Annotated in this window: 22 protein-coding genes; 17 read left to right on the top strand and 5 right to left on the bottom strand. The window is 62.8% G+C overall.

What is annotated here, in order from left to right:
- Positions 1-430 precede the first annotated feature (430 nt).
- The 15 genes from aceA (at position 431) to nuoN (ending at position 18249) form a co-directional block, all read left to right on the top strand.
- Positions 431-1756, top strand: a complete 1326-nt coding sequence (aceA, locus tag WM94_RS10200; RefSeq protein ID WP_013973380.1) for an isocitrate lyase — start codon at positions 431-433, stop codon at positions 1754-1756.
- A gap of 481 nt (positions 1757-2237) precedes the next feature.
- Complete coding sequence (locus WM94_RS10195; RefSeq protein WP_061551105.1) at positions 2238-2900, top strand: lysoplasmalogenase; 663 nt, start codon at positions 2238-2240, stop codon at positions 2898-2900.
- A gap of 383 nt (positions 2901-3283) precedes the next feature.
- Positions 3284-3697, top strand: a complete 414-nt coding sequence (locus tag WM94_RS10190; protein ID WP_003251427.1) for an NADH-quinone oxidoreductase subunit A — start codon at positions 3284-3286, stop codon at positions 3695-3697.
- 9 nt (positions 3698-3706) lie between these two features.
- On the top strand, positions 3707-4384 hold the full coding sequence (locus WM94_RS10185; protein WP_003251429.1) for an NADH-quinone oxidoreductase subunit B family protein: 678 nt from the start codon (positions 3707-3709) through the stop codon (positions 4382-4384).
- A gap of 78 nt (positions 4385-4462) precedes the next feature.
- Positions 4463-6244, top strand: coding sequence for an NADH-quinone oxidoreductase subunit C/D (nuoC, locus tag WM94_RS10180; RefSeq protein WP_013973384.1), 1782 nt, complete (start codon positions 4463-4465; stop codon positions 6242-6244).
- Between the two features lie 2 nt (positions 6245-6246).
- Positions 6247-6744, top strand: a complete 498-nt coding sequence (nuoE, locus tag WM94_RS10175; RefSeq protein WP_003251433.1) for an NADH-quinone oxidoreductase subunit NuoE — start codon at positions 6247-6249, stop codon at positions 6742-6744.
- Entirely contained in the window at positions 6741-8105 is a 1365-nt protein-coding gene (gene nuoF / locus WM94_RS10170) for an NADH-quinone oxidoreductase subunit NuoF (protein ID WP_025339923.1), read from the top strand. The genes nuoE and nuoF overlap by 4 nt, the downstream gene beginning before the upstream one ends.
- Positions 8106-8238: 133 nt before the next feature.
- Complete coding sequence (gene nuoG / locus WM94_RS10165; protein WP_015271054.1) at positions 8239-10953, top strand: NADH-quinone oxidoreductase subunit NuoG; 2715 nt, start codon at positions 8239-8241, stop codon at positions 10951-10953.
- Positions 10950-11957 (top strand): NADH-quinone oxidoreductase subunit NuoH, encoded by a 1008-nt coding sequence (gene nuoH, locus WM94_RS10160; RefSeq protein WP_003251440.1) that lies wholly within the window; start codon positions 10950-10952, stop codon positions 11955-11957. Before nuoG ends, nuoH begins: the two co-directional genes overlap by 4 nt.
- An 11-nt stretch (positions 11958-11968) precedes the next feature.
- Positions 11969-12517, top strand: coding sequence for an NADH-quinone oxidoreductase subunit NuoI (nuoI, locus tag WM94_RS10155; RefSeq protein ID WP_003251442.1), 549 nt, complete (start codon positions 11969-11971; stop codon positions 12515-12517).
- Between the two features lie 10 nt (positions 12518-12527).
- Positions 12528-13028 (top strand): NADH-quinone oxidoreductase subunit J, encoded by a 501-nt coding sequence (gene nuoJ / locus WM94_RS10150; protein ID WP_003261007.1) that lies wholly within the window; start codon positions 12528-12530, stop codon positions 13026-13028.
- A gap of 3 nt (positions 13029-13031) precedes the next feature.
- Positions 13032-13340, top strand: a complete 309-nt coding sequence (nuoK, locus tag WM94_RS10145) for an NADH-quinone oxidoreductase subunit NuoK (protein WP_003251446.1) — start codon at positions 13032-13034, stop codon at positions 13338-13340.
- Positions 13337-15190, top strand: coding sequence for an NADH-quinone oxidoreductase subunit L (gene nuoL / locus WM94_RS10140; protein WP_013973388.1), 1854 nt, complete (start codon positions 13337-13339; stop codon positions 15188-15190). The genes nuoK and nuoL overlap by 4 nt, the downstream gene beginning before the upstream one ends.
- A gap of 49 nt (positions 15191-15239) precedes the next feature.
- Positions 15240-16772, top strand: coding sequence for an NADH-quinone oxidoreductase subunit M (gene nuoM, locus WM94_RS10135; protein WP_015271056.1), 1533 nt, complete (start codon positions 15240-15242; stop codon positions 16770-16772).
- Between the two features lie 7 nt (positions 16773-16779).
- Positions 16780-18249 (top strand): NADH-quinone oxidoreductase subunit NuoN, encoded by a 1470-nt coding sequence (gene nuoN, locus WM94_RS10130; protein ID WP_013973390.1) that lies wholly within the window; start codon positions 16780-16782, stop codon positions 18247-18249.
- A gap of 78 nt (positions 18250-18327) precedes the next feature.
- Here nuoN and WM94_RS10125 read toward each other — a convergent pair whose 3' ends face one another.
- Positions 18328-18591, bottom strand: coding sequence for an ogr/Delta-like zinc finger family protein (locus WM94_RS10125; protein WP_023662582.1), 264 nt, complete (start codon positions 18589-18591; stop codon positions 18328-18330).
- 200 nt (positions 18592-18791) lie between these two features.
- On the opposite strand from WM94_RS10125, the gene WM94_RS10120 reads away from it, so the two are divergent.
- Entirely contained in the window at positions 18792-19184 is a 393-nt protein-coding gene (locus WM94_RS10120) for a helix-turn-helix domain-containing protein (protein ID WP_003261013.1), read from the top strand.
- On the opposite strand, the gene WM94_RS10115 is transcribed toward WM94_RS10120, so the two are convergent.
- The 3 genes from WM94_RS10115 to WM94_RS10105 are packed head-to-tail and all read right to left on the bottom strand — an operon-like array spanning position 19181 to position 20143.
- On the bottom strand, positions 19181-19543 hold the full coding sequence (locus WM94_RS10115) for a hypothetical protein (protein WP_015271057.1): 363 nt from the start codon (positions 19541-19543) through the stop codon (positions 19181-19183). The genes WM94_RS10120 and WM94_RS10115 overlap by 4 nt on opposite strands.
- Complete coding sequence (locus tag WM94_RS10110; protein ID WP_061551104.1) at positions 19536-19883, bottom strand: head completion/stabilization protein; 348 nt, start codon at positions 19881-19883, stop codon at positions 19536-19538. The genes WM94_RS10115 and WM94_RS10110 overlap by 8 nt, the downstream gene beginning before the upstream one ends.
- Before the next feature lie 11 nt (positions 19884-19894).
- Positions 19895-20143: a helix-turn-helix domain-containing protein gene (locus WM94_RS10105; RefSeq protein ID WP_003261017.1), complete on the bottom strand. Its 249-nt coding sequence runs from the start codon at positions 20141-20143 to the stop codon at positions 19895-19897.
- A 220-nt stretch (positions 20144-20363) separates the two neighbouring features.
- On the opposite strand from WM94_RS10105, the gene WM94_RS10100 reads away from it, so the two are divergent.
- Positions 20364-22430, top strand: a complete 2067-nt coding sequence (locus WM94_RS10100; RefSeq protein ID WP_061551103.1) for a TonB-dependent receptor domain-containing protein — start codon at positions 20364-20366, stop codon at positions 22428-22430.
- 142 nt (positions 22431-22572) lie between these two features.
- Here the strand turns inward: WM94_RS10100 and chrR are convergent, their stop codons facing one another.
- On the bottom strand, positions 22573-23133 hold the full coding sequence (chrR, locus tag WM94_RS10095) for a class I chromate reductase ChrR (RefSeq protein ID WP_061551102.1): 561 nt from the start codon (positions 23131-23133) through the stop codon (positions 22573-22575).
- Positions 23134-23160: the final 27 nt, after the last annotated feature.

Genomic DNA, 23160 nt, shown 5'->3' with positions numbered 1-23160 from the left:
ACCAAAGATGTAGTAAGTGAAAAAAAGCACTACAAAACATTTGACAGGGTCTTTTTCCCAAGGGCATGATGGCCTCGCTCCCGCTAATCAGGGGCCCTGGCAAGGGCCTTCGAGGCGCGCTCCTCCCACCCCTGGAGGCGTCTCGTGTCTATACGGCCCACAAGGCGGTTCGACGGGATTGCGACTGCAACGAAGAAGTTGTCCCGAGGGACGGAAGCGCATCACCGCAGTACTGGCAATCGCGTAGCACCGCAGCAAGGCAACCACGAGCCGACCTGCCGGAGCACCCTTTCGCCTGGCCTGCACACCCTTCCCCTTCGAGCCTTCGCGTTCGCCGCCGCACTCCTGCGAACAGGACAGCCGCCAGCTCCTGATCTGCTCCGAGCATCAGCACAATTACCCCAAGATCGATGCGACGAGGTTTATTTCCATGGCACTGACACGCGAACAGCAAATTGCAGCCCTCGAGAAAGACTGGGCCGAGAACCCGCGCTGGAAAGGCGTGACCCGTACCTACACCGCCGCTGATGTCGTTCGCCTGCGTGGCTCCCTGCAGCCGGAGCACACCCTGGCCCGCCTGGGTGCAGAAAAACTGTGGAAGCTGGTCACCGAAGGTGCCCACCCGTCCTTCCGCCCAGAAAAAGATTTCGTCAACTGCATGGGCGCCCTGACCGGCGGCCAGGCAGTGCAGCAGGTCAAGGCCGGCATCCAGGCCATCTACCTGTCCGGCTGGCAGGTTGCCGCCGACAACAACTCGGCCGAGTCCATGTACCCTGACCAGTCGCTGTACCCGGTCGACTCGGTACCGACCGTGGTCAAGCGCATCAACAACGCCTTCCGCCGCGCCGACCAGATTCAGTGGAAAGCCGGCAAGAACCCGGGCGACGATGGCTACATCGACTACTTCGCACCGATCGTGGCCGACGCCGAAGCCGGTTTCGGTGGCGTGCTGAACGCCTACGAACTGATGAAGAACATGATCGAAGCAGGCGCCGCCGGTGTGCACTTCGAAGACCAGCTGGCCTCGGTGAAAAAATGCGGCCACATGGGTGGCAAGGTACTGGTACCGACCCAGGAAGCCGTGCAAAAGCTGGTGGCCGCGCGCCTGGCAGCTGACGTATCGGGCGTGCCGACCATCATCCTGGCCCGCACCGACGCCAACGCCGCCGACCTGCTGACCAGCGACTGCGACCCGTACGACCAGCCGTTCGTGATTGGCGAGCGCACCCGTGAAGGCTTCTACAAGGTACGCGCCGGCCTCGACCAGGCCATCGCCCGCGGCCTGGCCTACGCGCCGTACGCCGACCTGATCTGGTGCGAAACCGCCAAGCCGGACCTGGACGAAGCCCGCCGCTTCGCCGAAGCGATCAAGAAGGAGTATCCGGACCAGATCCTGTCGTACAACTGCTCGCCTTCCTTCAACTGGAAGAAGAACCTGGACGACGCGACCATCGCCAAGTTCCAGCGCGAGCTGTCGGCAATGGGCTACAAGCACCAGTTCATCACCCTGGCCGGCATCCACAACATGTGGCACGGCATGTTCAACCTGGCGCACGACTACGCCCGCAACGACATGACCGCCTACGTGAAGCTGCAGGAGCAGGAATTCGCTGACGCCAACAAAGGCTACACCTTCGTGGCGCACCAGCAGGAAGTGGGCACTGGCTACTTTGACGACATGACCACCGTGATTCAGGGTGGCGCATCGTCGGTGACTGCACTGACCGGTTCGACCGAGGAAGAGCAGTTCCACTGATAGTGGGTTGCTGCTGAAGAAAGGCCCGAGGCCTGTTAAAGCCCCGGGCCTTTGTTTTTTCCTGCACCACCACTTTCACGAACAACAGGTTAGCGCCGAACAGCGGCGAGGTGCCTGCCTTGGTTTTTGCGGTGCTGCGTAGATCGAGCGCCGCCCGCGCGGCGCTTCGCAGCACAAGGCTGCTCCTACATCTGTTTCTGGCCAGTAACGCCGGTGCCAGAGCACGCGAACGCCTTGTTTGTCCGACACGATATCGAGGTGGACGCCAAGGGGCCGCGCGCCTTTGCTTCAGGATAAATTGGCCCGAAACAAATGTAGGAGCAGCCTTGTGCTGCGAAGCGCCGCGCGGGCGGCGCTCGATCCCACAGGCGCTGCATTCCTTTCGCCATACCCATGGCAGCCCTCACACAATACAAAACCATAACCAACAACCCCCACGATCAGGTCTATGCTTGAGGCAGCACAGCCGCAAGGACTGCCCATGCTTCGTCCAAACCACCTGATGATTCTCGCCCTGACCGCCGCCGCACTCTATATATATGCACTGGCCAGCGACAGTACCCTGCTTGCCCTCCTGGCCAAACCGATCCCGGTACTGACCCTGATCGCCTGGCTGCGCAGCACCTCTGCCACACCTTATCGCCAGTGGATCACCCTCGGCCTGGCACTCTCGGTACTCGGCGACATCCTGTTGGCCATCCCCGCCGACCTGTTCGTGTTCGGCCTGGCTGCCTTCCTTTGCGCCCACCTGGCCTACCTGAGCGCCTATTGCAGCCAGACCCTGCGCCCAGCCCTGCCCGCACTGCTGCTGAGTGGCATCACCGGCATCACTCTGCTCGGCGTACTGGCCAGCCACGGCCTCGGCCCACTGCTGATCCCGGTCGTGCTCTATGCCTTGGCCATCAGCGCCATGCTCTGGCGCGCCCTGGCGCGTGGCGGGCTCGCCGCGCTCGGCGCCTGCCTGTTCGTGCTCTCCGACAGCCTGATCGGTATCGACCGCTTTGTCAGCCCGTTCGCCGCCGCACCGTACCTGATCATCCTTACCTACTGGCTCGGCCAGTGGGCGATCGCTTCATCAGCCAGTCATAGCTCAATCGGTAAAGTATTGACCCAGGGCGGGGCAAGCGGCGTCAGAAGCTGCTAGAACAGGCGTTTTTCGCATTTGCAAGTAGGGGGAATCGCCAGATGAACTTTACAAGACACAGAACAACGGAAATATCAGACATCAGATCAAATGATATTAATTATCATTTCTAAACTTGCAATTCGTTACCATTCGCAGGAAACATAATTAACAAAACCGCACGCAATGCCCGAATCTCAAGGCTTTCAGCCAGTTACAAGCGGCTTTTGTACTTAATCCTACGAATAAATTTGCTACAGAAATTTTACTTGCACGGGGTTTACCCATAAAATCAGCGCGATTGATTCAGCTGCGACATTTGGTCACTGCATGTGCGACACCAGGTCGCCGCTCTACACTTATTTCAGACTGCAGAGCTGGGTCTCTGTATAAGGATCTCTAGCATGTCCGATTCGGCAGGACTCATCGCCCACAACTGGGGCTTTGCCATCTTCCTCCTGGGTGTCGTCGGCCTGTGCGCCTTCATGCTCGGCCTTTCCAGCCTGCTCGGCAGCAAGGCCTGGGGCCGCGCCAAGAACGAACCCTTCGAATCCGGCATGCTGCCCGTCGGCAGCGCCCGCCTGCGCCTGTCCGCCAAATTCTATCTGGTCGCGATGCTGTTCGTGATCTTCGATATCGAAGCCCTCTTTCTCTTTGCATGGTCTGTGTCCGTCCGCGAAAGCGGCTGGACCGGATTCGTCGAAGCACTCGTTTTCATAGCAATTCTGTTGGCTGGTCTTGTCTACCTATGGCGCGTCGGGGCACTTGATTGGGCTCCCGAAGGTCGCCGCAAGCGGCAAGCGAAGCTGAAACAATGAGGCTTTGGCATGCAATACAATCTCACCAGAATCGATCCGGATGCGCCCAACGAGCAGTACCCGGTCGGTGAACGGGAAACCGTCACCGATCAACTGCTGGAGGACCAGGTCCACAAGAACATCTTCATGGGCAAGCTTGAAGATGTGCTGCGTGGCGCGGTCAACTGGGGTCGCAAGAACTCCCTCTGGCCGTACAACTTCGGCCTGTCCTGCTGCTACGTGGAAATGACCACGGCCTTCACGGCACCCCACGACATCGCCCGCTTCGGCGCCGAAGTCATCCGGGCATCGCCGCGTCAGGCCGACTTCATGGTCATCGCCGGTACCTGCTTCGTCAAAATGGCGCCGATCATCCAGCGCCTGTACGAGCAGATGCTCGAGCCGAAATGGGTAATTTCCATGGGTTCGTGCGCCAACTCCGGCGGCATGTACGACATCTACTCGGTCGTTCAGGGGGTCGACAAGTTCCTCCCCGTGGACGTCTATGTGCCCGGCTGCCCGCCACGCCCTGAGGCTTTCCTGCAAGGCTTGATGCTGCTGCAGGAGTCGATCGGCCAAGAACGACGCCCGCTTTCCTGGGTTGTTGGTGATCAAGGTATTTACCGTGCCGAGATGCCAGCCCAGAAAGACCTGCGTCGTGAGCAGCGCATTGCAGTAACCAACCTGCGCAGCCCCGACGAAGTCTGATCCAGCGACCTGCCGCCCGCTCCCCTGGAGCCGGCGGCCTGGCTTCATTCTTAACGTTGACCCAAAGCGACCGAGACCATGACAGCGGACAACGCTATTTTCATTCCGCCCTACAAGGCTGACGACCAGGATGTGGTCGTCGAACTGCACAATCGTTTTGGCGCCGAAGCATTCGTCGCCCAGGAAACCCGCACCGGCATGCCCGTGCTGTGGGTCAAGCGCGAGCAGCTCAAGGAAGTGCTCAGCTTCCTGCGCGGCGTAGCCAAGCCCTACAGCATGCTGTACGACCTGCACGGCGTCGACGAGCGCCTGCGCACCCAGCGCCGCGGCCTGCCAGCCGCCGACTTCAGCGTGTTCTACCACCTGCTGTCGATCGAGCGTAACAGCGATGTGATGATCAAGGTGTCGCTCAGCGAAGGCGACCTGAACCTGCCGACCGTGACCGGTATCTGGCCGAACGCCAACTGGTACGAGCGCGAAGTCTGGGACATGTTCGGCATCGACTTTGCCGGCCACCCGCACCTCAGCCGCATCATGATGCCGCCCACCTGGGAAGGCCACCCGCTGCGCAAGGACTACCCGGCCCGTGCCACCGAGTTCGATCCCTACAGCCTGACCCTGGCCAAGCAGCAGCTTGAAGAGGAATCGGCACGCTTCAACCCTGAAGCCTGGGGCATGAAGCGCCAGGGCGCCAACGAGGACTACATGTTCCTCAACCTCGGCCCCAACCACCCTTCCGCGCACGGTGCCTTCCGTATCGTCCTGCAGCTGGACGGTGAAGAGATCGTCGACTGCGTACCGGACATCGGCTACCACCACCGTGGCGCCGAAAAAATGGCCGAACGCCAGTCCTGGCACAGCTTCATCCCCTACACCGACCGTATCGACTACCTCGGCGGGGTAATGAACAACCTGCCGTACGTGCTCGCGGTCGAGAAGCTGGCCGGCATCAAGGTGCCACAGAAGGTCGACACCATCCGCGTGATGCTGGCCGAGTTCTTCCGTATCACCAGCCACCTGCTGTTCCTGGGTACCTACATCCAGGACGTCGGCGCCATGACCCCGGTGTTCTTCACCTTCACCGACCGCCAGCGCGCGTACACCGTGATCGAAGCGATCACCGGTTTCCGCCTGCACCCGGCCTGGTACCGCATCGGTGGCGTCGCCCACGACCTGCCGCGCGGCTGGGACAAGCTGGTCAAGGACTTCGTCGAATGGCTGCCCAAGCGCCTTGACGAGTACGAAAAGGCCGCCCTGCAGAACAGCATCCTCAAGGGCCGTACCATCGGCGTTGCCGCGTACAACACCAAGGAAGCCCTGGCCTGGGGTACCACCGGTGCCGGCCTGCGTGCCACCGGTTGCGACTTCGACCTGCGTAAAGCCCGCCCCTACTCCGGTTACGAGAACTTCGAGTTCGAAGTACCGCTGGCCCACAACGGCGATGCCTACGATCGCTGCATGGTCCGTGTCGAGGAGATGCGCCAGAGTATCCGCATCATCGACCAGTGCCTGCGCAACATGCCGGAAGGCCCGTACAAGGCGGATCACCCGCTGACCACGCCGCCGCCGAAAGAGCGCACCCTGCAGCACATCGAAACCCTGATCACGCACTTCCTGCAAGTCTCGTGGGGCCCGGTCATGCCGGCCAACGAGTCGTTCCAGATGATCGAGGCGACCAAGGGCATCAACAGTTACTACCTGACGAGCGATGGCGGCACCATGAGCTACCGCACCCGGATCCGTACCCCGAGCTACCCGCACCTGCAGCAGATCCCTTCGGTGATCAAAGGCAGCATGGTCGCCGACCTCATTGCGTACCTGGGCAGTATCGACTTCGTTATGGCTGACGTGGACCGCTAAGCATGAACAGCACGCTTATCCAGACAGACCGTTTCGCCCTGAGCGAAACCGAGCGCTCGGCCATCGAGCACGAAATGCATCACTACGAGGACCCGCGCGCGGCGTCCATCGAAGCCCTGAAGATCGTCCAGAAGGAACGTGGCTGGGTGCCGGACGGCGCCATCCACGCCATCGGCGAAGTACTGGGCATCCCGGCCAGCGACGTCGAAGGTGTCGCCACCTTCTACAGCCAGATCTTCCGTCAGCCGGTCGGCCGCCACATCATCCGCGTGTGCGACAGCATGGTCTGCTACATCGGCGGCCATGAATCCGTGGTCAGCCAGATTCAAAGCGAACTGGGCATCGGCCTGGGCCAGACCACCGCCGACGGCCGCTTCACCCTGCTGCCGGTATGCTGCCTGGGCAACTGCGACAAGGCCCCGGCGCTGATGATCGACGACGACACCTTCGGTGACGTACAGCCGGCTGGCGTTTCCAAATTGCTGGAGGGTTACGTATGACCATTACTTCCTTCGGCCCGGCCAACCGCATCGCGCGCACGGCCGAAACCCACCCGCTGACCTGGCGCCTGCGTGACGACGGCGAGCCGGTCTGGCTTGCCGAGTACGAATCGAAGAACGGCTACGCTGCCGCCCGCAAGGCGCTGGCGCAGATGTCGGCCGACGACATCGTGCAAAGCGTCAAGGACTCCGGCCTCAAGGGCCGCGGTGGTGCAGGCTTCCCCACTGGCGTGAAGTGGGGCCTGATGCCCAAAGACGAATCCATGAACATCCGCTACCTGCTGTGCAACGCGGACGAAATGGAGCCGAATACCTGGAAAGACCGCATGCTGATGGAGCAACAGCCCCATCTGCTGGTCGAGGGTATGCTGATCAGCGCCCGCGCCCTGAAGGCCTACCGTGGCTACATCTTCCTGCGTGGCGAATACACCACCGCAGCGAAGAACCTGAACCGCGCCATCGAGGAAGCCAAGGCCGCCGGCCTGCTGGGCAAGAACATCCTCGGCAGCGGTTTCGATTTCGAGCTGTTCGTGCACACCGGTGCCGGCCGCTACATCTGCGGTGAAGAAACCGCACTGATCAACTCGCTGGAAGGCCGCCGCGCCAACCCGCGCTCCAAGCCGCCCTTCCCTGCCGCCGTGGGCGTGTGGGGCAAGCCGACTTGCGTGAACAACGTCGAAACCCTGTGCAACGTCCCGGCCATCGTCGCCAACGGCAACGACTGGTACAAGTCGCTGGCCCGTGAAGGCAGCGAAGACCATGGCACCAAGCTGATGGGCTTCTCCGGCAAGGTGAAGAACCCGGGCCTGTGGGAACTGCCTTTCGGCGTCACCGCCCGCGAACTGTTCGAAGACTACGCCGGCGGCATGCGCGACGGCTTCAAGCTCAAGTGCTGGCAGCCAGGCGGCGCCGGTACCGGCTTCCTGCTGCCCGAGCACCTCGACGCGCAGATGTACGCCGGCGGCATCGCCAAGGTCGGCACCCGTATGGGTACCGGTCTGGCCATGGCGGTGGACGACAGCATCAACATGGTTTCGCTGCTGCGCAACATGGAAGAGTTCTTCGCCCGCGAGTCGTGCGGCTGGTGCACCCCATGCCGTGACGGCCTGCCGTGGAGCGTGAAGATGCTGCGCGCACTGGAAAAAGGCCAGGGCCGCGCCGAAGACATCGAGACGCTGCTGGGCCTGGTCAACTTCCTCGGCCCTGGCCGTACCTTCTGTGCTCACGCACCAGGTGCCGTCGAGCCGCTGGGCAGTGCCATCAAATACTTCCGGTCCGAGTTCGAGGCCGGTGTCGCTCCAGCTGGTGCTGGCGATGCGCTGCGTCCGAACCTGGCGAAGCCGATCGTGGTCGGCGCATAACAAGATGATTAAGGCGGGTGGTCCGTGCCACTCGCCAGCTTGGCGGCAGGCCCGAGAAATCGTGGCGTGTCACGAGCTCACCGATTTCCATTAGCCACGCCCGCTCACGCGGGCCAACGAAGAACTTTGAACAATGGCCACTATCCACGTAGACGGCAAAGCGCTCGAAGTCAACGGTGCAGACAACCTGTTACAGGCCTGTCTGTCGCTCGGCCTCGACATCCCTTATTTCTGCTGGCACCCGGCGCTTGGTAGCGTTGGCGCCTGCCGGCAGTGCGCGGTCAAGCAGTACACCGACGAGAACGACACCCGCGGTCGTATCGTCATGTCCTGCATGACCCCTGCCTCCGACGGCACCTGGATCTCCATCGACGATGAAGAGTCCAAGGCGTTCCGCGCCAGCGTCGTCGAATGGCTGATGACCAACCACCCGCACGACTGCCCGGTGTGCGAGGAAGGCGGTCACTGCCACCTGCAGGACATGACGGTAATGACCGGCCACAACGAGCGCCGCTACCGTTTCACCAAGCGTACCCACCAGAACCAGGACCTCGGCCCGTTCATCGCCCATGAGATGAACCGCTGCATCGCCTGCTACCGCTGCGTGCGCTACTACAAGGACTATGCCGGTGGTACCGACCTGGGCGTTTACGGCGCCCACGACAACGTGTACTTCGGCCGCGTCGAAGACGGCGTGCTGGAAAGCGAATTCTCCGGCAACCTGACCGAGGTCTGCCCGACCGGCGTGTTCACCGACAAGACCCACTCCGAGCGCTACAACCGCAAGTGGGACATGCAGTTTGCCCCGAGCATCTGCCACGGCTGCTCCAGCGGCTGCAACATCAGCCCGGGCGAGCGCTACGGCGAACTGCGTCGGGTGGAAAACCGCTTCAACGGCTCGGTAAACCAGTACTTCCTGTGCGACCGTGGCCGCTTCGGCTATGGCTACGTCAACCGCAAGGATCGCCCACGCCAGCCACACCTGGCCGACGGCACCAAGCTGGGCCTGGACGCCGCCCTGGACAAGGCCGCCGACCTGCTGCGCGGGCGTACCATCGTCGGTATCGGCTCGCCACGCGCCAGCCTGGAAAGCAACTACGGCCTGCGTGAGCTGGTCGGTGCCGAGTACTTCTACTCGGGTATGGAAGCCGGCGAACTGGCCCGCGTACGCCTGGCTCTGAACGTGCTGAACAACAGCCCGCTGCCGGTCCCGACCCTGCGCGACATCGAAGACCACGACGCCGTGTTCGTGCTCGGTGAAGACCTGACCCAGACCGCTGCCCGCGTCGCCCTGGCCGTGCGCCAGGCCACCAAGGGCAAGGCCGAGGCCATGGCCGAAGCGATGAAGGTGCAGCCGTGGCTCGACGCCGCCGTGAAGAACATCGGCCAGCACGCGCTGTACCCGCTGTTCATCGCTTCGCTGGCTGAAACCAAGCTGGACGACGTCGCCGAAGAATGCGTGCACGCCGCCCCGGCCGACCTGGCCCGCATCGGTTTTGCCGTGGCCCACGCCATCGACCCGAGCGCCCCTGCCGTCGAAGGCCTGGACGCCGAAGCGAAAGCCCTGGCCCAGCGCATCGCCGACGCCCTGGTCGCGGCCAAGCGCCCACTGGTCGTAGCCGGTACTTCGCTGGCCGACCCGGCGCTGATCGAAGCCGCCGCCAACATCGCCAAGGCGCTGAAACTGCGCGAGAAGAACGGCTCGCTGAGCCTGGTGGTGCCTGAAGCCAACAGCCTCGGCCTGGCCATGCTCGGTGGCGAGTCGGTCGATGCCGCGCTGGACGCGGTCATCAGCGGCAAGGCCGACGCCATCGTCGTGCTGGAAAACGACCTGTACGCCCGCGTACCGGCCGCCAAGGTCGATGCAGCCCTGGCCGCGGCCAAGGTAGTGATCGTTGCCGACCATTCGAAAACCCCGACTGTCGACCGCGCCCACCTGGTGCTGCCGGCCGCCTCGTTCGCCGAAGGCGACGGTACCCTGGTCAGCCAGGAAGGCCGTGCCCAGCGCTTCTTCCAGGTGTTCGACCCGCAATACCTGGACAGCAGCATCCAGATCCACGAAGGCTGGCGCTGGATGCACGCCCTGCGTGCCACCCTGCTGAACAAGCCGGTCGACTGGACCCAGCTGGACCACGTCACCAGCGCCTGCGCCGAAGCCGCCCCGCAACTGGCCGGTATCGTCAACGCCGCGCCAAGCGCCGCGTTCCGCATCAAGGGCATGAAACTGGCCCGTGAGCCGCTGCGCTACTCCGGCCGTACCGCCATGCGCGCCAACATCAGCGTGCACGAGCCGCGTACTCCGCAAGACAAGGACACCGCGTTCGCCTTCTCCATGGAAGGCTACTCGGGTTCGGCCGAACCGCGTCAGCAAGTGCCGTTCGCCTGGTCACCGGGCTGGAACTCGCCGCAAGCCTGGAACAAGTTCCAGGACGAGGTCGGTGGCCACCTGCGTGCCGGTGACCCGGGCGTACGCCTGATCGAACCGCAAGGCGACCGCCTGCACTGGTTCAATACCATTCCGGGCGCCTTCAACCCGGCCCGTGGTACCTGGACTGCCGTGCCGTTCTTCCACCTGTTCGGCAGCGAAGAAAGCTCCTCGCGCGCCGCACCGGTACAAGAGCGCATCCCGGCAGCCTACGTGGCCCTGGCCAAGTCCGAAGCCGACCGCCTGGGCGTCAACGACGGTGCCCTGCTGAGCCTGAACGTGGCTGGTGTGGCCCTGCGCCTGCCGCTGCGTATCAATGAAGAGCTGGGCGCTGGCCTGGTCGCGTTGCCGAAAGGCCTGGCCGGCATTCCGCCTGCCATCTTCGGTGCATCCGTCGAAGGTCTGCAGGAGGCAGCACAATGAGCTGGTTCACCCCCGAAGTGATCGATGTGATCCTGACCGTGCTGCGGGCCATCGTGGTCCTGCTGGCGGTGGTGGTCTGCGGCGCGCTGCTCAGCTTCGTCGAGCGCCGCCTGCTGGGCTGGTGGCAGGACCGTTACGGTCCGAACCGCGTCGGCCCGTTCGGCATGTTCCAGATCGCTGCCGACATGCTGAAGATGTTCTTCAAGGAAGACTGGAACCCGCCCTTCGTCGACCGCGTGATCTTCACCCTGGCACCGGTAGTGGCCATGAGCGCCCTGCTGATCGCCTTCGTGGTCATCCCGATCACCCCGACCTGGGGCGTCGCCGACCTGAACATCGGCCTGCTGTTCTTCTTCGCCATGGCCGGCCTGTCGGTCTACGCGGTGCTGTTCGCCGGCTGGTCGTCGAACAACAAGTACGCCCTGCTGGGCAGCTTGCGTGCCTCGGCACAGACCGTGTCGTACGAAGTGTTCCTGGGCCTGGCGCTTATGGGCGTGGTGGTGCAGGTGGGTTCGTTCAACATGCGCGACATCGTTGAATACCAGGCCCAGAACCTGTGGTTCATCATTCCGCAGTTCTTCGGCTTCTGCACCTTCTTCATCGCTGGCGTCGCCGTGACTCACCGTCACCCGTTCGACCAGCCCGAAGCGGAACAGGAACTGGCCGACGGCTACCACATCGAGTATGCCGGCATGAAATGGGGCATGTTCTTCGTCGGTGAGTACATCGGCATCATCCTCATCTCGGCGCTGCTGGTAACCCTGTTCTTCGGCGGCTGGCACGGCCCGTTCGGCATCCTGCCGCAACTGTCGTTCCTGTGGTTCGCGCTGAAGACCGCGTTCTTCATCATGCTGTTCATCCTGCTGCGCGCATCGATCCCGCGCCCACGCTATGACCAGGTGATGGACTTCAGCTGGAAGTTCTGCCTGCCGCTGACCCTGATCAATTTGCTGGTGACCGCTGCGATCGTGCTCTACAACACGCCAGCCGTCGCGGCCCAGTGAGGATTTGACCCATGTTCAAGTATATCGGCGACATCGTTAAGGGCACCGGCACCCAGCTGCGCAGCCTGGCAATGGTGTTCTCCCACGGGTTCCGCAAGCGCGACACCCTGCAGTACCCCGAAGAACCCGTGTACCTGCCGCCGCGCTACCGCGGCCGCATCGTCCTCACCCGCGACCCCGATGGCGAGGAGCGCTGCGTAGCGTGCAACCTCTGCGCGGTGGCCTGCCCGGTCGGCTGCATCTCGCTGCAGAAGGCCGAGACCGAGGACGGCCGCTGGTACCCGGAGTTCTTCCGCATCAACTTCTCGCGCTGCATCTTCTGCGGCCTGTGTGAAGAAGCGTGCCCGACCACCGCGATCCAGCTGACTCCGGATTTCGAAATGGCCGAGTTCAAGCGTCAGGACCTGGTGTACGAGAAAGAAGATCTGCTGATCTCCGGCCCCGGCAAGAACCCTGACTACAACTTCTACCGTGTTGCCGGCATGGCAATCGCTGGCAAGCCGAAGGGCTCTGCACAGAACGAAGCCGAGCCGATCAACGTGAAGAGCTTGCTCCCATAAGGACAGAAAGATGGAATTCGCTTTCTACTTCGCATCCGGGATCGCCGTGGTCTCCACCCTTCGGGTGGTGACCGGCACCAACCCCGTGCACGCCTTGCTTTACCTGATCATTTCGCTGATTTCCGTGGCCATGATCTTCTTCGCCCTGGGTGCGCCGTTCGCCGGCGCCCTGGAAGTGATCGCCTACGCCGGCGCCATCATGGTGCTGTTCGTGTTCGTGGTGATGATGCTCAACCTCGGGCCGGCTTCGGTCGCCCAGGAACGGGGCTGGCTCAAGCCCGGTATCTGGGCCGGGCCGGTGATCCTCGCCGCCCTGCTGCTGCTGGAGCTGCTGTACGTGCTGTTCGTCACCCCGAGCGGCGCCGGCATCAGCGGCACCACCGTGGGCCCGAAAGAAGTCGGCATCAGCCTGTTCGGCCCTTACCTGCTGGTGGTCGAACTGGCTTCGATGCTGCTGCTGGCCGCGGCCGTCACCGCCTTCCACCTGGGCCGCAACGAGGCGAAGGAGTAAATCATGGGTGCTATCCCTCTCGAGCATGGTCTGGCAGTCGCCGGCATCCTGTTCTGCTTAGGTCTGGTTGGCCTGATGGTCCGCCGCAACATCCTCTTCGTGCTCATGAGCCTGGAAGTCATGATGAACGCCTCTGCCCTGGCGTTCGTCGTCGCCGGTGCCCGTTGGGTCCAGCCCGACGGCCAGGTGATGTTCATTCTGGTGATCAGCCTGGCAGCCGCCGAGGCCAGTATTGGCCTGGCCATCCTGCTGCAGCTGTATCGCCGCTTCCACACTCTCGACATCGATGCTGCCAGTGAGATGCGCGGATGAACCTTCTCTTCCTGACTTTCGTCTTCCCCCTCGTCGGCTTCCTGCTGCTGTCGTTCTCGCGCGGGCGGTTCTCGGAGAACCTGTCCGCCCTGATCGGCGTCGGCTCGGTAGGCCTTTCGGCCGCCACCGCCGCCTACGTCATCTGGCAATTCAATGTCGCCCCGCCTGAAGGCGGCGCGTACAGCCAGCTGCTGTGGCAGTGGATGTCGGTGGACGGCTTCGCGCCGAACTTCACCCTGTACCTGGACGGCCTGTCGGTCACCATGCTCGGCGTTGTCACCGGTGTCGGCTTCCTGATCCACCTGTTCGCTTCCTGGTACATGCGTGGCGAAGCCGGTTACTCGCGCTTCTTCGCGTACACCAACCTGTTCATCGCCAGCATGCTGTTCCTGGTGCTGGGCGACAACCTGCTGTTCATCTACTTCGGCTGGGAAGGCGTGGGCCTGTGCTCGTACCTGTTGATCGGTTTCTACTACAGCAACCGCAACAACGGTAACGCGGCACTCAAGGCATTCATCGTCACCCGTATCGGCGACGTGTTCATGGCCATCGGCCTGTTCATCCTGTTCGTCCAGCTGGGTACCCTGAACGTGCAGGAACTGCTGGTGCTGGCACCGCAGAAGTTCCAGGCTGGCGACACCTGGATGGTGCTGGCAACCCTGATGCTGCTGGGTGGTGCGGTCGGTAAATCGGCCCAGCTGCCACTGCAGACCTGGCTGGCCGACGCGATGGCCGGCCCGACTCCGGTCTCCGCGCTGATCCACGCGGCAACCATGGTGACCGCGGGCGTGTACCTGATCGCCCGTACCAACGGCCTGTTCCTGCTGGCGCCGGACATCCTGCACCTGGTAGGGGTGGTCGGTGGCGTGACCCTGGTACTGGCCGGCTTCGCCGCGCTGGTGCAGACCGACATCAAGCGCATCCTCGCCTACTCGACCATGAGCCAGATCGGCTACATGTTCCTGGCCCTGGGCGTTGGCGCCTGGGACGCGGCGATCTTCCACCTGATGACCCACGCCTTCTTCAAGGCCCTGCTGTTCCTTGCCTCCGGTGCGGTGATCGTTGCCTGCCACCACGAGCAGGACATCTTCAAGATGGGCGGCCTGTGGAAGAAACTGCCGCTGGCCTACGCCAGCTTCGTGGTCGGTGGCGCTGCCCTGGCTGCCCTGCCGATCGTGACCGTGGGCTTCTACTCCAAGGACGAGATCCTCTGGGAAGCCTTCGCCAGCGGCAACACCGGCCTGCTGTACGCCGGCCTGGTCGGTGCGTTCATGACCTCGCTGTACACCTTCCGCCTGATCTTCATCGCCTTCCACGGCGAAGCCAAGACCGAAGCCCACGCTGGCCACGGCATCAGCCATTGGCTGCCGCTGGGCGTGCTGATCGTGCTGTCGACCTTCGTCGGCGCCTGGATCACCCCGCCGCTGGCAGGTGTGCTGCCTGAAAGCGCCGGCCACGCCGGTGGCGAAGCCAAGCACGCGCTGGAGATCACTTCGGGCGCCATCGCCATCGCCGGTATCCTGCTGTCGGCCCTGCTGTTCCTGGGCAAGCGCCGCTTCGTCAGCGCCGTCGCCAACAGCGGTATCGGTCGTGTCCTGTCGGCCTGGTGGTTCGCCGCCTGGGGCTTCGACTGGATCTACGACAAGCTGTTCGTCAAACCTTACCTGCTGATCAGCCACATCCTGCGCAAGGACCCGGTTGACCGCAGCATCGGCCTGATTCCTCGCCTGGCTCGCGGCGGCCACGTCGCCATGAGCAAGACCGAGACCGGCCAGCTGCGCTGGTACACCGCTTCGATCGCCGTTGGCGCAGTGCTGGTACTCGGCGCTGTGGTAGTGGCCGCGGTATGACCATGAACCTTGCGAACCTTGCGACCCTGCAAAAGGAAACGAACCCGTCATGATTTTGCCTTGGCTGATCCTGATCCCCTTCATCGGCGGCTTCCTGTGCTGGCTGGGTGAGCGCTTCGGCGCCACCCTGCCGCGCTGGATCGCGCTGCTGACCATGTCCCTTCTGCTCGGCATCGGCCTTTGGCTGTGGGGTAACGGCGACTACACCCTGGCACCCGCTCCGGGCGCCGAGCCTGCCTGGGCCCTGGAATACAAAGTCCAGTGGATCCAGCGTTTCGGCATCAGCATCCACCTGGCCCTCGACGGCCTGTCGCTGCTGATGATCCTGCTCACCGGCCTGCTCGGTGTGCTGTCGGTACTGTGTTCCTGGAAAGAGATCCAGCGTCACGTCGGCTTCTTCCACCTCAACCTGATGTGGATCCTTGGCGGCGTGGTCGGTGTGTTCCTGGCCCTGGACCTGTTCCTGTTCTTCTTCTTCTGGGAAATGATGCTGGTGCCGATGTACTTCCTCATCGCGCTCTGGGGTCACAGCTCGTCGGACGGCAAGAAGACCCGGATCTACGCGGCGACCAAGTTCTTCATCTTCACCCAGGCCAGCGGCCTGATCATGCTGGTGGCGATCCTCGGCCTGGTGCTGGTCAACTACACCAACACCGGCGTGATCACCTTCAACTACAGCGACCTGCTCAAGGCCGAACTGCCAGCAGGTACCGAATACCTGCTGATGCTGGGCTTCTTCATCGCCTTCGCGGTGAAGCTGCCGGTGGTGCCGTTCCACTCCTGGCTGCCTGACGCTCACGCCCAGGCACCGACCGCAGGTTCCGTGGACCTGGCCGGTATCTTGCTGAAGACTGCGGCCTACGGCCTGCTGCGCTTCGCCCTGCCGCTGTTCCCGAACGCTTCGGCCGAGTTTGCGCCAATCGCCATGACCCTGGGCCTGATCGGTATCTTCTACGGTGCCTTCCTGGCCTTTGCGCAAACCGACATCAAGCGCCTGGTCGCCTTCTCCAGCGTCTCGCACATGGGCTTCGTGCTGATCGGTATCTATTCCGGCAGCCAGCAGGCCCTGCAAGGCGCGGTGATCCAGATGCTGGCCCACGGCCTGTCCGCTGCCGCGCTGTTCATCCTGGCCGGCCAGCTGTACGAGCGCCTGCACACCCGTGACATGCGCCAGATGGGTGGTCTGTGGCACCGCATCGCCTACCTGCCGGCCATCAGCCTGTTCTTCGCCGCCGCCTCCCTGGGCCTGCCCGGTACCGGCAACTTCGTCGGCGAGTTCCTGATTCTGATCGGCAGCTTCGCCAGCGTGCCTTGGATCACCGTGATCGCCACCACTGGCCTGGTGTTCGGTTCGGTGTACTCGCTGATCATGATCCACCGCGCCTACTTCGGCCCGGCCAAGACCGACACCGTGCTGGCCGGCATGGACGGACGCGAACTGATCATGGTCCTGGGTCTGGCGGTACTGCTGATCCTGCTGGGCGTGTATCCGCAGCCGTTCCTCGACACCTCTGCCGCCACCATGAGTGGTGTGCAGCAGTGGCTCGGTTCCGCTTTCACTCAACTCGCTTCGGCCCGGTAAGAGCGCTATGGAATTCACCACTCAACACTTCATCGCATTGGCGCCGATGCTGATCACCACCATCACCACGGTGGTGGTGATGCTGGCGATCGCCTGGAAGCGCAACCACTCGCAGACCTTCCTGCTGTCCACCGTGGGCCTCAACCTGGCCCTGCTGTCGATCCTGCCGGCGCTGAAGGTTGCGCCGCTGGCGGTCACCCCGCTGATCACCATCGACAAGTTCGCCTGCCTGTACATGGCGATCATCCTGGTGGCGACGCTGGCCTGCGTCACCCTTGCCCACGCCTACCTCGGCGAAGGCTCCAAAGGTTTCCCGGGCAACCGTGAAGAACTGTACCTGCTGCTGCTGATGTCGGCCCTCGGTGGCCTGGTGCTGGTCAGCGCCAACCACCTGGCCGGCCTGTTCATCGGCCTGGAGCTGCTGTCGGTACCGGTCTATGGCCTGGTGGCGTATGCCTTCTTCAACAAGCGCTCGCTGGAAGCCGGCATCAAGTACATGGTGCTGTCGGCCGCAGGCTCGGCCTTCCTGCTGTTCGGCATGGCCTTGCTGTACGCCGACGCCGGCAGCCTGAGCTTCGACCAGATCGGCAAGGCCCTGGCCGCCACCAGCATGCCAAGCCTGGTGGCCCAGCTGGGCCTGGGCATGATGCTGGTCGGCCTGGCCTTCAAACTGTCGCTGGTACCGTTCCACCTGTGGACCCCGGACGTGTACGAAGGCGCCCCGGCACCGGTCGCCGCCTTCCTGGCAACCGCCAGCAAGGTTGCGGTGTTCGCCGTTGTCGTGCGTCTGTTCATGCTCTCCCCTGCTGCCAGCAGCGGCGCGCTGAGCACCGTACTGGCGGTCATTGCCGTGGCCTCGATCCTGATCGGTAACCTGCTGGCACTGACCCAGAGCAACCTCAAGCGCCTGCTCGGTTACTCGTCCATCGCCCACTTCGGTTACCTGGTCATCGCCCTGGTCGCCAGCAAGGGCCTGGCCCTGGAAGCCATGGGCGTGTACCTGGTCACCTACGTGATCACCAGCCTGGGCGCCTTCGGTGTCATCACCCTGATGTCCTCGCCTTACGGCGGCCGTGACGCCGATGCACTGTACGAGTACCGCGGCCTGTTCTGGCGCCGTCCGTACCTGACTGCGGTACTGACCGTGATGATGCTGTCGCTGGCGGGTATCCCGCTGACCGCCGGCTTCATCGGCAAGTTCTACATCATCGCCACTGGCGTCGAGTCGCACCTGTGGTGGCTGGTCGGTGCCCTGGTGATCGGTAGCGCCATCGGCGTCTACTACTACCTGCGCGTCATGGTCACCCTGTACCTGGTCGAGCCGAACCTGCGTCGCCACGACGCCCCGCTGAAATGGGAACAGCGCACCGGCGGCGTCATGCTGCTGGCCATCGCCATTCTCGCCTTCGTGCTGGGTGTGTACCCGCAACCGCTGCTGGAAATGGTCCAGCAAGCCGGCCTGCAACTGATCGGCTGATCGCCCCGGCAAAACAAGACACCCCGCTTATGCGGGGTGTTTTTTTATCTGCACGCTTTTATCCGTGAGCATGAAGGCTTATTCACCAGGATTGTCCTGGACGGCCCCCGGCAGCGCTGCCTTGCGTAAATCACCGTTGGCCGAAGGCAGGTACACTTCCGGGTTGGGCATGCCGCTGGGCGAGAGCTCATGGGTCATCTCGAACTCGGCACGCACCGACCAGCCACACGCCTCGTTGGTGCATTGCAAATAGGCGATCCGCAGGAAAATATGACGCCCTTCACTGGTGCGTATACGCATCCGGCTGTGGCAATGCGGGCAAACCAGCTTGTATGTACTCACGGCAAGTACCTGCAAGCATTGTTCAGGCTTACCTTCTGTGAGAATAGTCGTCCGGTTTTGTCAGTATTGGCTGCATATATAGGTGTATTCTTCAGTTTGATGTTTCTCTTTGCAGGAATGCTCCTTAAAACGCAGGGCTGTATTCATAACGAGTAGTTTAAGCCCATGGAATATCATTAAACCAGTCATGGATATTTGTTATGAGTACCCACGTACTTGCTTCGGTGCTTACCAGGCTGAAGCTTCTGACCGCTACGGAATCGGACGCCGAGCTGTCCAGAGCGCTCTCGATCAGCCCGCAGACATTGAGCAGCTGGAAGGTACGCGACAGCATTCCTTATTCACTTTGCATAGATATCGCCAGGCAGTATGCATGCTCACTGGACTGGCTTCTGCTGGGTGAACCCGAACGACATCGCGCAGGCCTGGACGACGAAGGCTGGGAACAGGACATGCTCGCGCGCCTGCGCACCCTGTCGCTTGCCGATCGCCAAGCCGTTCTCCTGCTGGTTCAGGACAAGCAACGCATCCAGCAGCTTGAGCGGCAATTGAGCGCGCTGACCAGTCGCTCGCCCAATGCCGCCAGCGGCTAGCCCCGGCGGCGCCAGCGCTGGATGAGTTCGCGCGGGTCCAGCGTATCCAGCCAGACCATCACCTTGAGGCTGATGGGGATCACCACCACGGCAGCCACGAACCCCGCCATGCCACGGCTCAGCAAGGGTACCAGTGACGAAACCAGCGGCTCGAACAGGTGGCCAACCCCTACGGTCACGAACACCAGCAAGAGTTTCTTGCCCAGCGTCAGGCGCCTGGCCGTGTTGGTGATCAAGCGGTCGCGCGCCGCACTCACCAGCAAAGCCCCCAGCAGCGCAGCGAACAGGACATTGCCATCCACGCCCAGCAACTCCACCAGCGCCGGGGCCAGGCTGTCGACAACAGATTTTTCAGTCATGGGCAGCCCCTCGGTGTGCGGCGGGCAGGTAGGCGGTCGAGCCCAGGTAATGCATGACCGCGGCTTCGACAAAGCGGATATAGCACACCCGCAATGCACGCCCGTGGTCATGCCCGGCCACATCCTCGAGGCGCTTGTAGCCCCGTTCTCGCAACACCGCGCGCCAGCGCGCGAATTCGCGTGCAGCGTCGATGGCAGCGCAGCGTGCGGCCACTTCCAGCACAGCCTCACTGACAGGCCGCTGCAGGTTCAGGCGCTCACGCAGCCTGTTCAGTTCCACCCGTGGCCAGAAGGGGTCATGGCAATCGGCAAAACGCCGTAACCGAGGATCGTTGCCCATGCTTCACCCCCTCACTGCTCGGCCAGCATGCCGTAGCGAATGGCCTTGATCACTGCAGCCACCCGCGTGGGCACATCGAACTTGCGCAGGATGTTCGACACATGGAAGTTCACCGTCGATTCCTTGCATTCCAGGATCTGGCCAATCTCCCACGAGCTCTTTCCGTAGGCACACCACAACAGCACTTGCCGTTCACGTGGCGTCAGGCGAACCGGGGCGTCCGCCAGGGGTTGCTGCGAGTGTCGTGCGTTGTCAGTCATGTTTGAACTCCACGGGTGATTGAGCGAGGCATCGCTGCCGGTCTGCAATCACCTTACGAAGCGCGGGTCGCCCTGCTCCATCGCTACGGCTTGTAAAGAACTTTCGTACAAAACCGTCTGACGAAGGTTGCGCGATTTTTGTCGACTTTCCTCGTGCTCCAAGCGGCATTTCGCTCGTCTCAACGCCGTTGTCCATTCGCCTTTCGCCTGGAGTCGTACAATGCGTTGCGTTTTGCCCCCACCATCCTGCCTCGGCCTGCTGGCTGCTTTCGCTGTCTCCCAGCCCGCCCTGGCGGCACCTTCGGTCGAGTTGGGCCAGGTGCTGATCACCGATGAGGAGCAGAACGACCTGACCGCAGCCAGCGAACGCCTGCACGAAGTGCCGGGCGCAAGCAACCTGGTGGACATGCAGCGTGTAGGGCAAGGCCGGGTTGCCAGCAACCAGGATGTACTGGCCTACCAGCCCGGGGTGTTCGCGCAATCGGCGGGCAACGATGGCATCAAACTGTCGATCCGCGGTTCGGGCATCAACCGCGCACCGGGGGCCCACGGCTCCGGGGTCTACACGATGTTCGACGGCCTGCCCCTGACCGGCCCGGGCGGTACGCCCTACGAGCTGTTCGAGCCGCTGTGGCTGAGCCGTGCCGAAGTGCTGCGCGGCGCCAACGGCTTCGACCAGGGTTCCCTCGCCCTTGGCGGTGCGATCAACTACGTCACCCACACCGGCTACGACGCCGCGCCGCTGCAGGTGCGCTACGAAGTCGGCAGCCGCGGCTACCAGCATCGGCACATCAGCTCGGGGCAGGTGCTGGGCAACCTCGACTACTACGTGGCCCTGACCGATTCGGAATATGACGGCTACCAGGCGCACAGCAGCGGCAGTGCCAAGGGTGTGGCGGCCAATGTCGGCTACCGCTTCAACCCGAACCTGGAAACCCGCTTCTACCTGCGCTACCGGGAAACCGAGAACGAGTTGGCCGGGCGCCTGACCAAGGAGCAGATCAAGCATCACCCACGCGCGGCCAACCCGGCCTACCTGGCCCGCGACGACAGCCGCCCGCAACCGGGCAGCACTTGGGTAGGCAACAAGACCACCTTCTACCTCGACGACGATGCGCGCCTGGAAGCCGGCCTGGTCTACCACGACTACCCGATGGACCTGCGCGAAGGCCCGATGCGCCTGAAGGTGGCCTATACCGATGTGAGCGGCACCTTGAACTACTTCCGCCGCGACACTCTGTTCGGCCACGAGAGCAAGACCACCGTCGGCTGGCGCACCACCAAGCACCTGCCCAACAGCGGTGCTTCACAGTTCACCCGCAATGGCGACGTGTTCGGTGAGCGCACCCGTGACTTCAGCTACCAGGGTTCGGACACCGTGCTGCATGTGGGCAATGACCTGGAGCTGGTACCGAACCTGTGGCTGACCACTGGCCTGGCGATGATCTATACCCGCCGTGAAAGTGATGTCACTTACCACCCTGCCGGGGGCGGCAAAGTGAGCCAGCATGACTGGGACTATGCACCACGCCTGGGGCTGCGCTATGACATCAGCCCGGACTTGCAGGTGTACGGCAACCTGAGCCGCTCGGTAGAGCCGCCCCATCCCTGGGCCCTGATCTGGAGTGCGCCTACAGCCAACCAACCGATCGAGATGCAAAACCAGACGGCCACCACACTGGAATTGGGTGCACGCGGCGAATCGGCATTGGGGCATTGGGACCTGGCGTGGTACTACTCGCAGGTTCGCCATGAATTGCTGGCGGTGGAGATCGTGCAAGGCGCTCCGGCCAAGGAATTCAACGCCAGCGCCACCGTGCACCAGGGCGTGGAAGCCGGCCTCGACAGTACCCTGTGGGAACGCGCCGGTACTGGCAGGCTGAGCTTGCGCCAGGCCTACACCCTCAGTGACTTCCACTACCGCGATGACGACAAGTTCGGCGACAACCGCCTGCCGGGCATCCCCATGCACTACTACCAGGCCGAGTTGCGCTATGACTGGCCGAGCGGCTTCTATGCCGGGGTGAATACGCAGATGGCGTCGAAGGTGCAGGTTGACTACGCCAACAGCTACCACGCCGATGAATATGCCTTGCTCGGCGCACGCCTGGGCTGGGATTCACCGAAGCAGGACTGGCAGACCTGGCTGGACCTGCGCAACCTGACCAACAAGCGTTATGCGGCGACGGTGACACCTGGCTACAACGATGCTGGAAAGGATGAGGCCCGTTCGACGCCAGGCGAAGGCTTTGGTGTGTATGCCGGGGTTTCCTACAGCTTCCGCTAGAACATGCCGCGCTCCGCTTCTGTAGGAGCAGCCTTGTGCTGCGAAGAGGCCGGTACAGATCCTATTGATGTGTGATTTGTACCGGCCTCTTCGCAGCACAAGGCTGCTCCTACAAAGAGACCGTCCATTCAACGATCGCGAATCAAACCGCCCTGTTCAACTTCACCCAGGAAGCGAACTTGTCGATAAACGCCTGCAAGAACGGCCGGGTCTTGTCATTGAGCTTGCCCGAATCCTCGAACAGGCTAGCCGCACCACCGATGTAGGCCTCGGGCATCTGCATGCATGGCATGTCCAGAAACACCAGCGACTGGCGCACGGCATGGTTGGCGCCAAAGCCACCAATGCCCCCAGGCGACACACTGACCACCGCCGCCGGCTTGCCACTCCAGGCGCTTTGCCCATAGGGCCGCGAGCCCACGTCGATGGCATTCTTCAGGCCGCCAGGTACCGAGCGGTTGTACTCCGGGGTGACGAACAGCACCGCATCACTGCGGCGGATCTCGTCGCGAAAACGCTTCCACGCTTCCGGCGCTGCTTCGGCCTCGACATCCTCGTTGTACAGCGGCAAATCGCCAATCTCGACGATCTTCAGGGCAAGGCTGGACGGCGCCAGCTCCGAGAGTGCGCGGGCGATCTTGCGATTGTAGGAGTCCTTGCGCAAGCTACCGACGACAACCGCTACCGAATACACCTGGCTCATGGCAATTCCAACCTTTGCTGAGTAAAG

The sequence above is a fragment of the Pseudomonas sp. ABFPK genome, assembly GCF_001586765.1.
Taxonomy (GTDB): domain Bacteria; phylum Pseudomonadota; class Gammaproteobacteria; order Pseudomonadales; family Pseudomonadaceae; genus Aquipseudomonas; species Aquipseudomonas asiatica.
Note: the sequence above shows the minus strand (reverse complement) of the source record. Positions and strands in the feature narration are given on the sequence as shown.

Excerpts from the sequence above, each read along its gene's own strand:
- aceA (WP_013973380.1), top strand. The coding sequence starts at position 431 with ATGGCACTGACACGCGAACAGCAAATTGCAGCCCTCGAGAAAGACTGG.
- WM94_RS10195 (WP_061551105.1), top strand. The coding sequence starts at position 2,238 with ATGCTTCGTCCAAACCACCTGATGATTCTCGCCCTGACCGCCGCCGCA.
- WM94_RS10190 (WP_003251427.1), top strand. The coding sequence starts at position 3,284 with ATGTCCGATTCGGCAGGACTCATCGCCCACAACTGGGGCTTTGCCATC.
- WM94_RS10185 (WP_003251429.1), top strand. The coding sequence starts at position 3,707 with ATGCAATACAATCTCACCAGAATCGATCCGGATGCGCCCAACGAGCAG.
- nuoC (WP_013973384.1), top strand. The coding sequence starts at position 4,463 with ATGACAGCGGACAACGCTATTTTCATTCCGCCCTACAAGGCTGACGAC.
- nuoE (WP_003251433.1), top strand. The coding sequence starts at position 6,247 with ATGAACAGCACGCTTATCCAGACAGACCGTTTCGCCCTGAGCGAAACC.
- nuoF (WP_025339923.1), top strand. The coding sequence starts at position 6,741 with ATGACCATTACTTCCTTCGGCCCGGCCAACCGCATCGCGCGCACGGCC.
- nuoG (WP_015271054.1), top strand. The coding sequence starts at position 8,239 with ATGGCCACTATCCACGTAGACGGCAAAGCGCTCGAAGTCAACGGTGCA.
- nuoH (WP_003251440.1), top strand. The coding sequence starts at position 10,950 with ATGAGCTGGTTCACCCCCGAAGTGATCGATGTGATCCTGACCGTGCTG.
- nuoI (WP_003251442.1), top strand. The coding sequence starts at position 11,969 with ATGTTCAAGTATATCGGCGACATCGTTAAGGGCACCGGCACCCAGCTG.
- nuoJ (WP_003261007.1), top strand. The coding sequence starts at position 12,528 with ATGGAATTCGCTTTCTACTTCGCATCCGGGATCGCCGTGGTCTCCACC.
- nuoK (WP_003251446.1), top strand. The coding sequence starts at position 13,032 with ATGGGTGCTATCCCTCTCGAGCATGGTCTGGCAGTCGCCGGCATCCTG.
- nuoL (WP_013973388.1), top strand. The coding sequence starts at position 13,337 with ATGAACCTTCTCTTCCTGACTTTCGTCTTCCCCCTCGTCGGCTTCCTG.
- nuoM (WP_015271056.1), top strand. The coding sequence starts at position 15,240 with ATGATTTTGCCTTGGCTGATCCTGATCCCCTTCATCGGCGGCTTCCTG.
- nuoN (WP_013973390.1), top strand. The coding sequence starts at position 16,780 with ATGGAATTCACCACTCAACACTTCATCGCATTGGCGCCGATGCTGATC.
- WM94_RS10120 (WP_003261013.1), top strand. The coding sequence starts at position 18,792 with ATGAGTACCCACGTACTTGCTTCGGTGCTTACCAGGCTGAAGCTTCTG.
- WM94_RS10115 (WP_015271057.1), bottom strand. The coding sequence starts at position 19,543 with ATGACTGAAAAATCTGTTGTCGACAGCCTGGCCCCGGCGCTGGTGGAG.
- WM94_RS10110 (WP_061551104.1), bottom strand. The coding sequence starts at position 19,883 with ATGGGCAACGATCCTCGGTTACGGCGTTTTGCCGATTGCCATGACCCC.
- WM94_RS10105 (WP_003261017.1), bottom strand. The coding sequence starts at position 20,143 with ATGACTGACAACGCACGACACTCGCAGCAACCCCTGGCGGACGCCCCG.
- WM94_RS10100 (WP_061551103.1), top strand. The coding sequence starts at position 20,364 with ATGCGTTGCGTTTTGCCCCCACCATCCTGCCTCGGCCTGCTGGCTGCT.
- chrR (WP_061551102.1), bottom strand. The coding sequence starts at position 23,133 with ATGAGCCAGGTGTATTCGGTAGCGGTTGTCGTCGGTAGCTTGCGCAAG.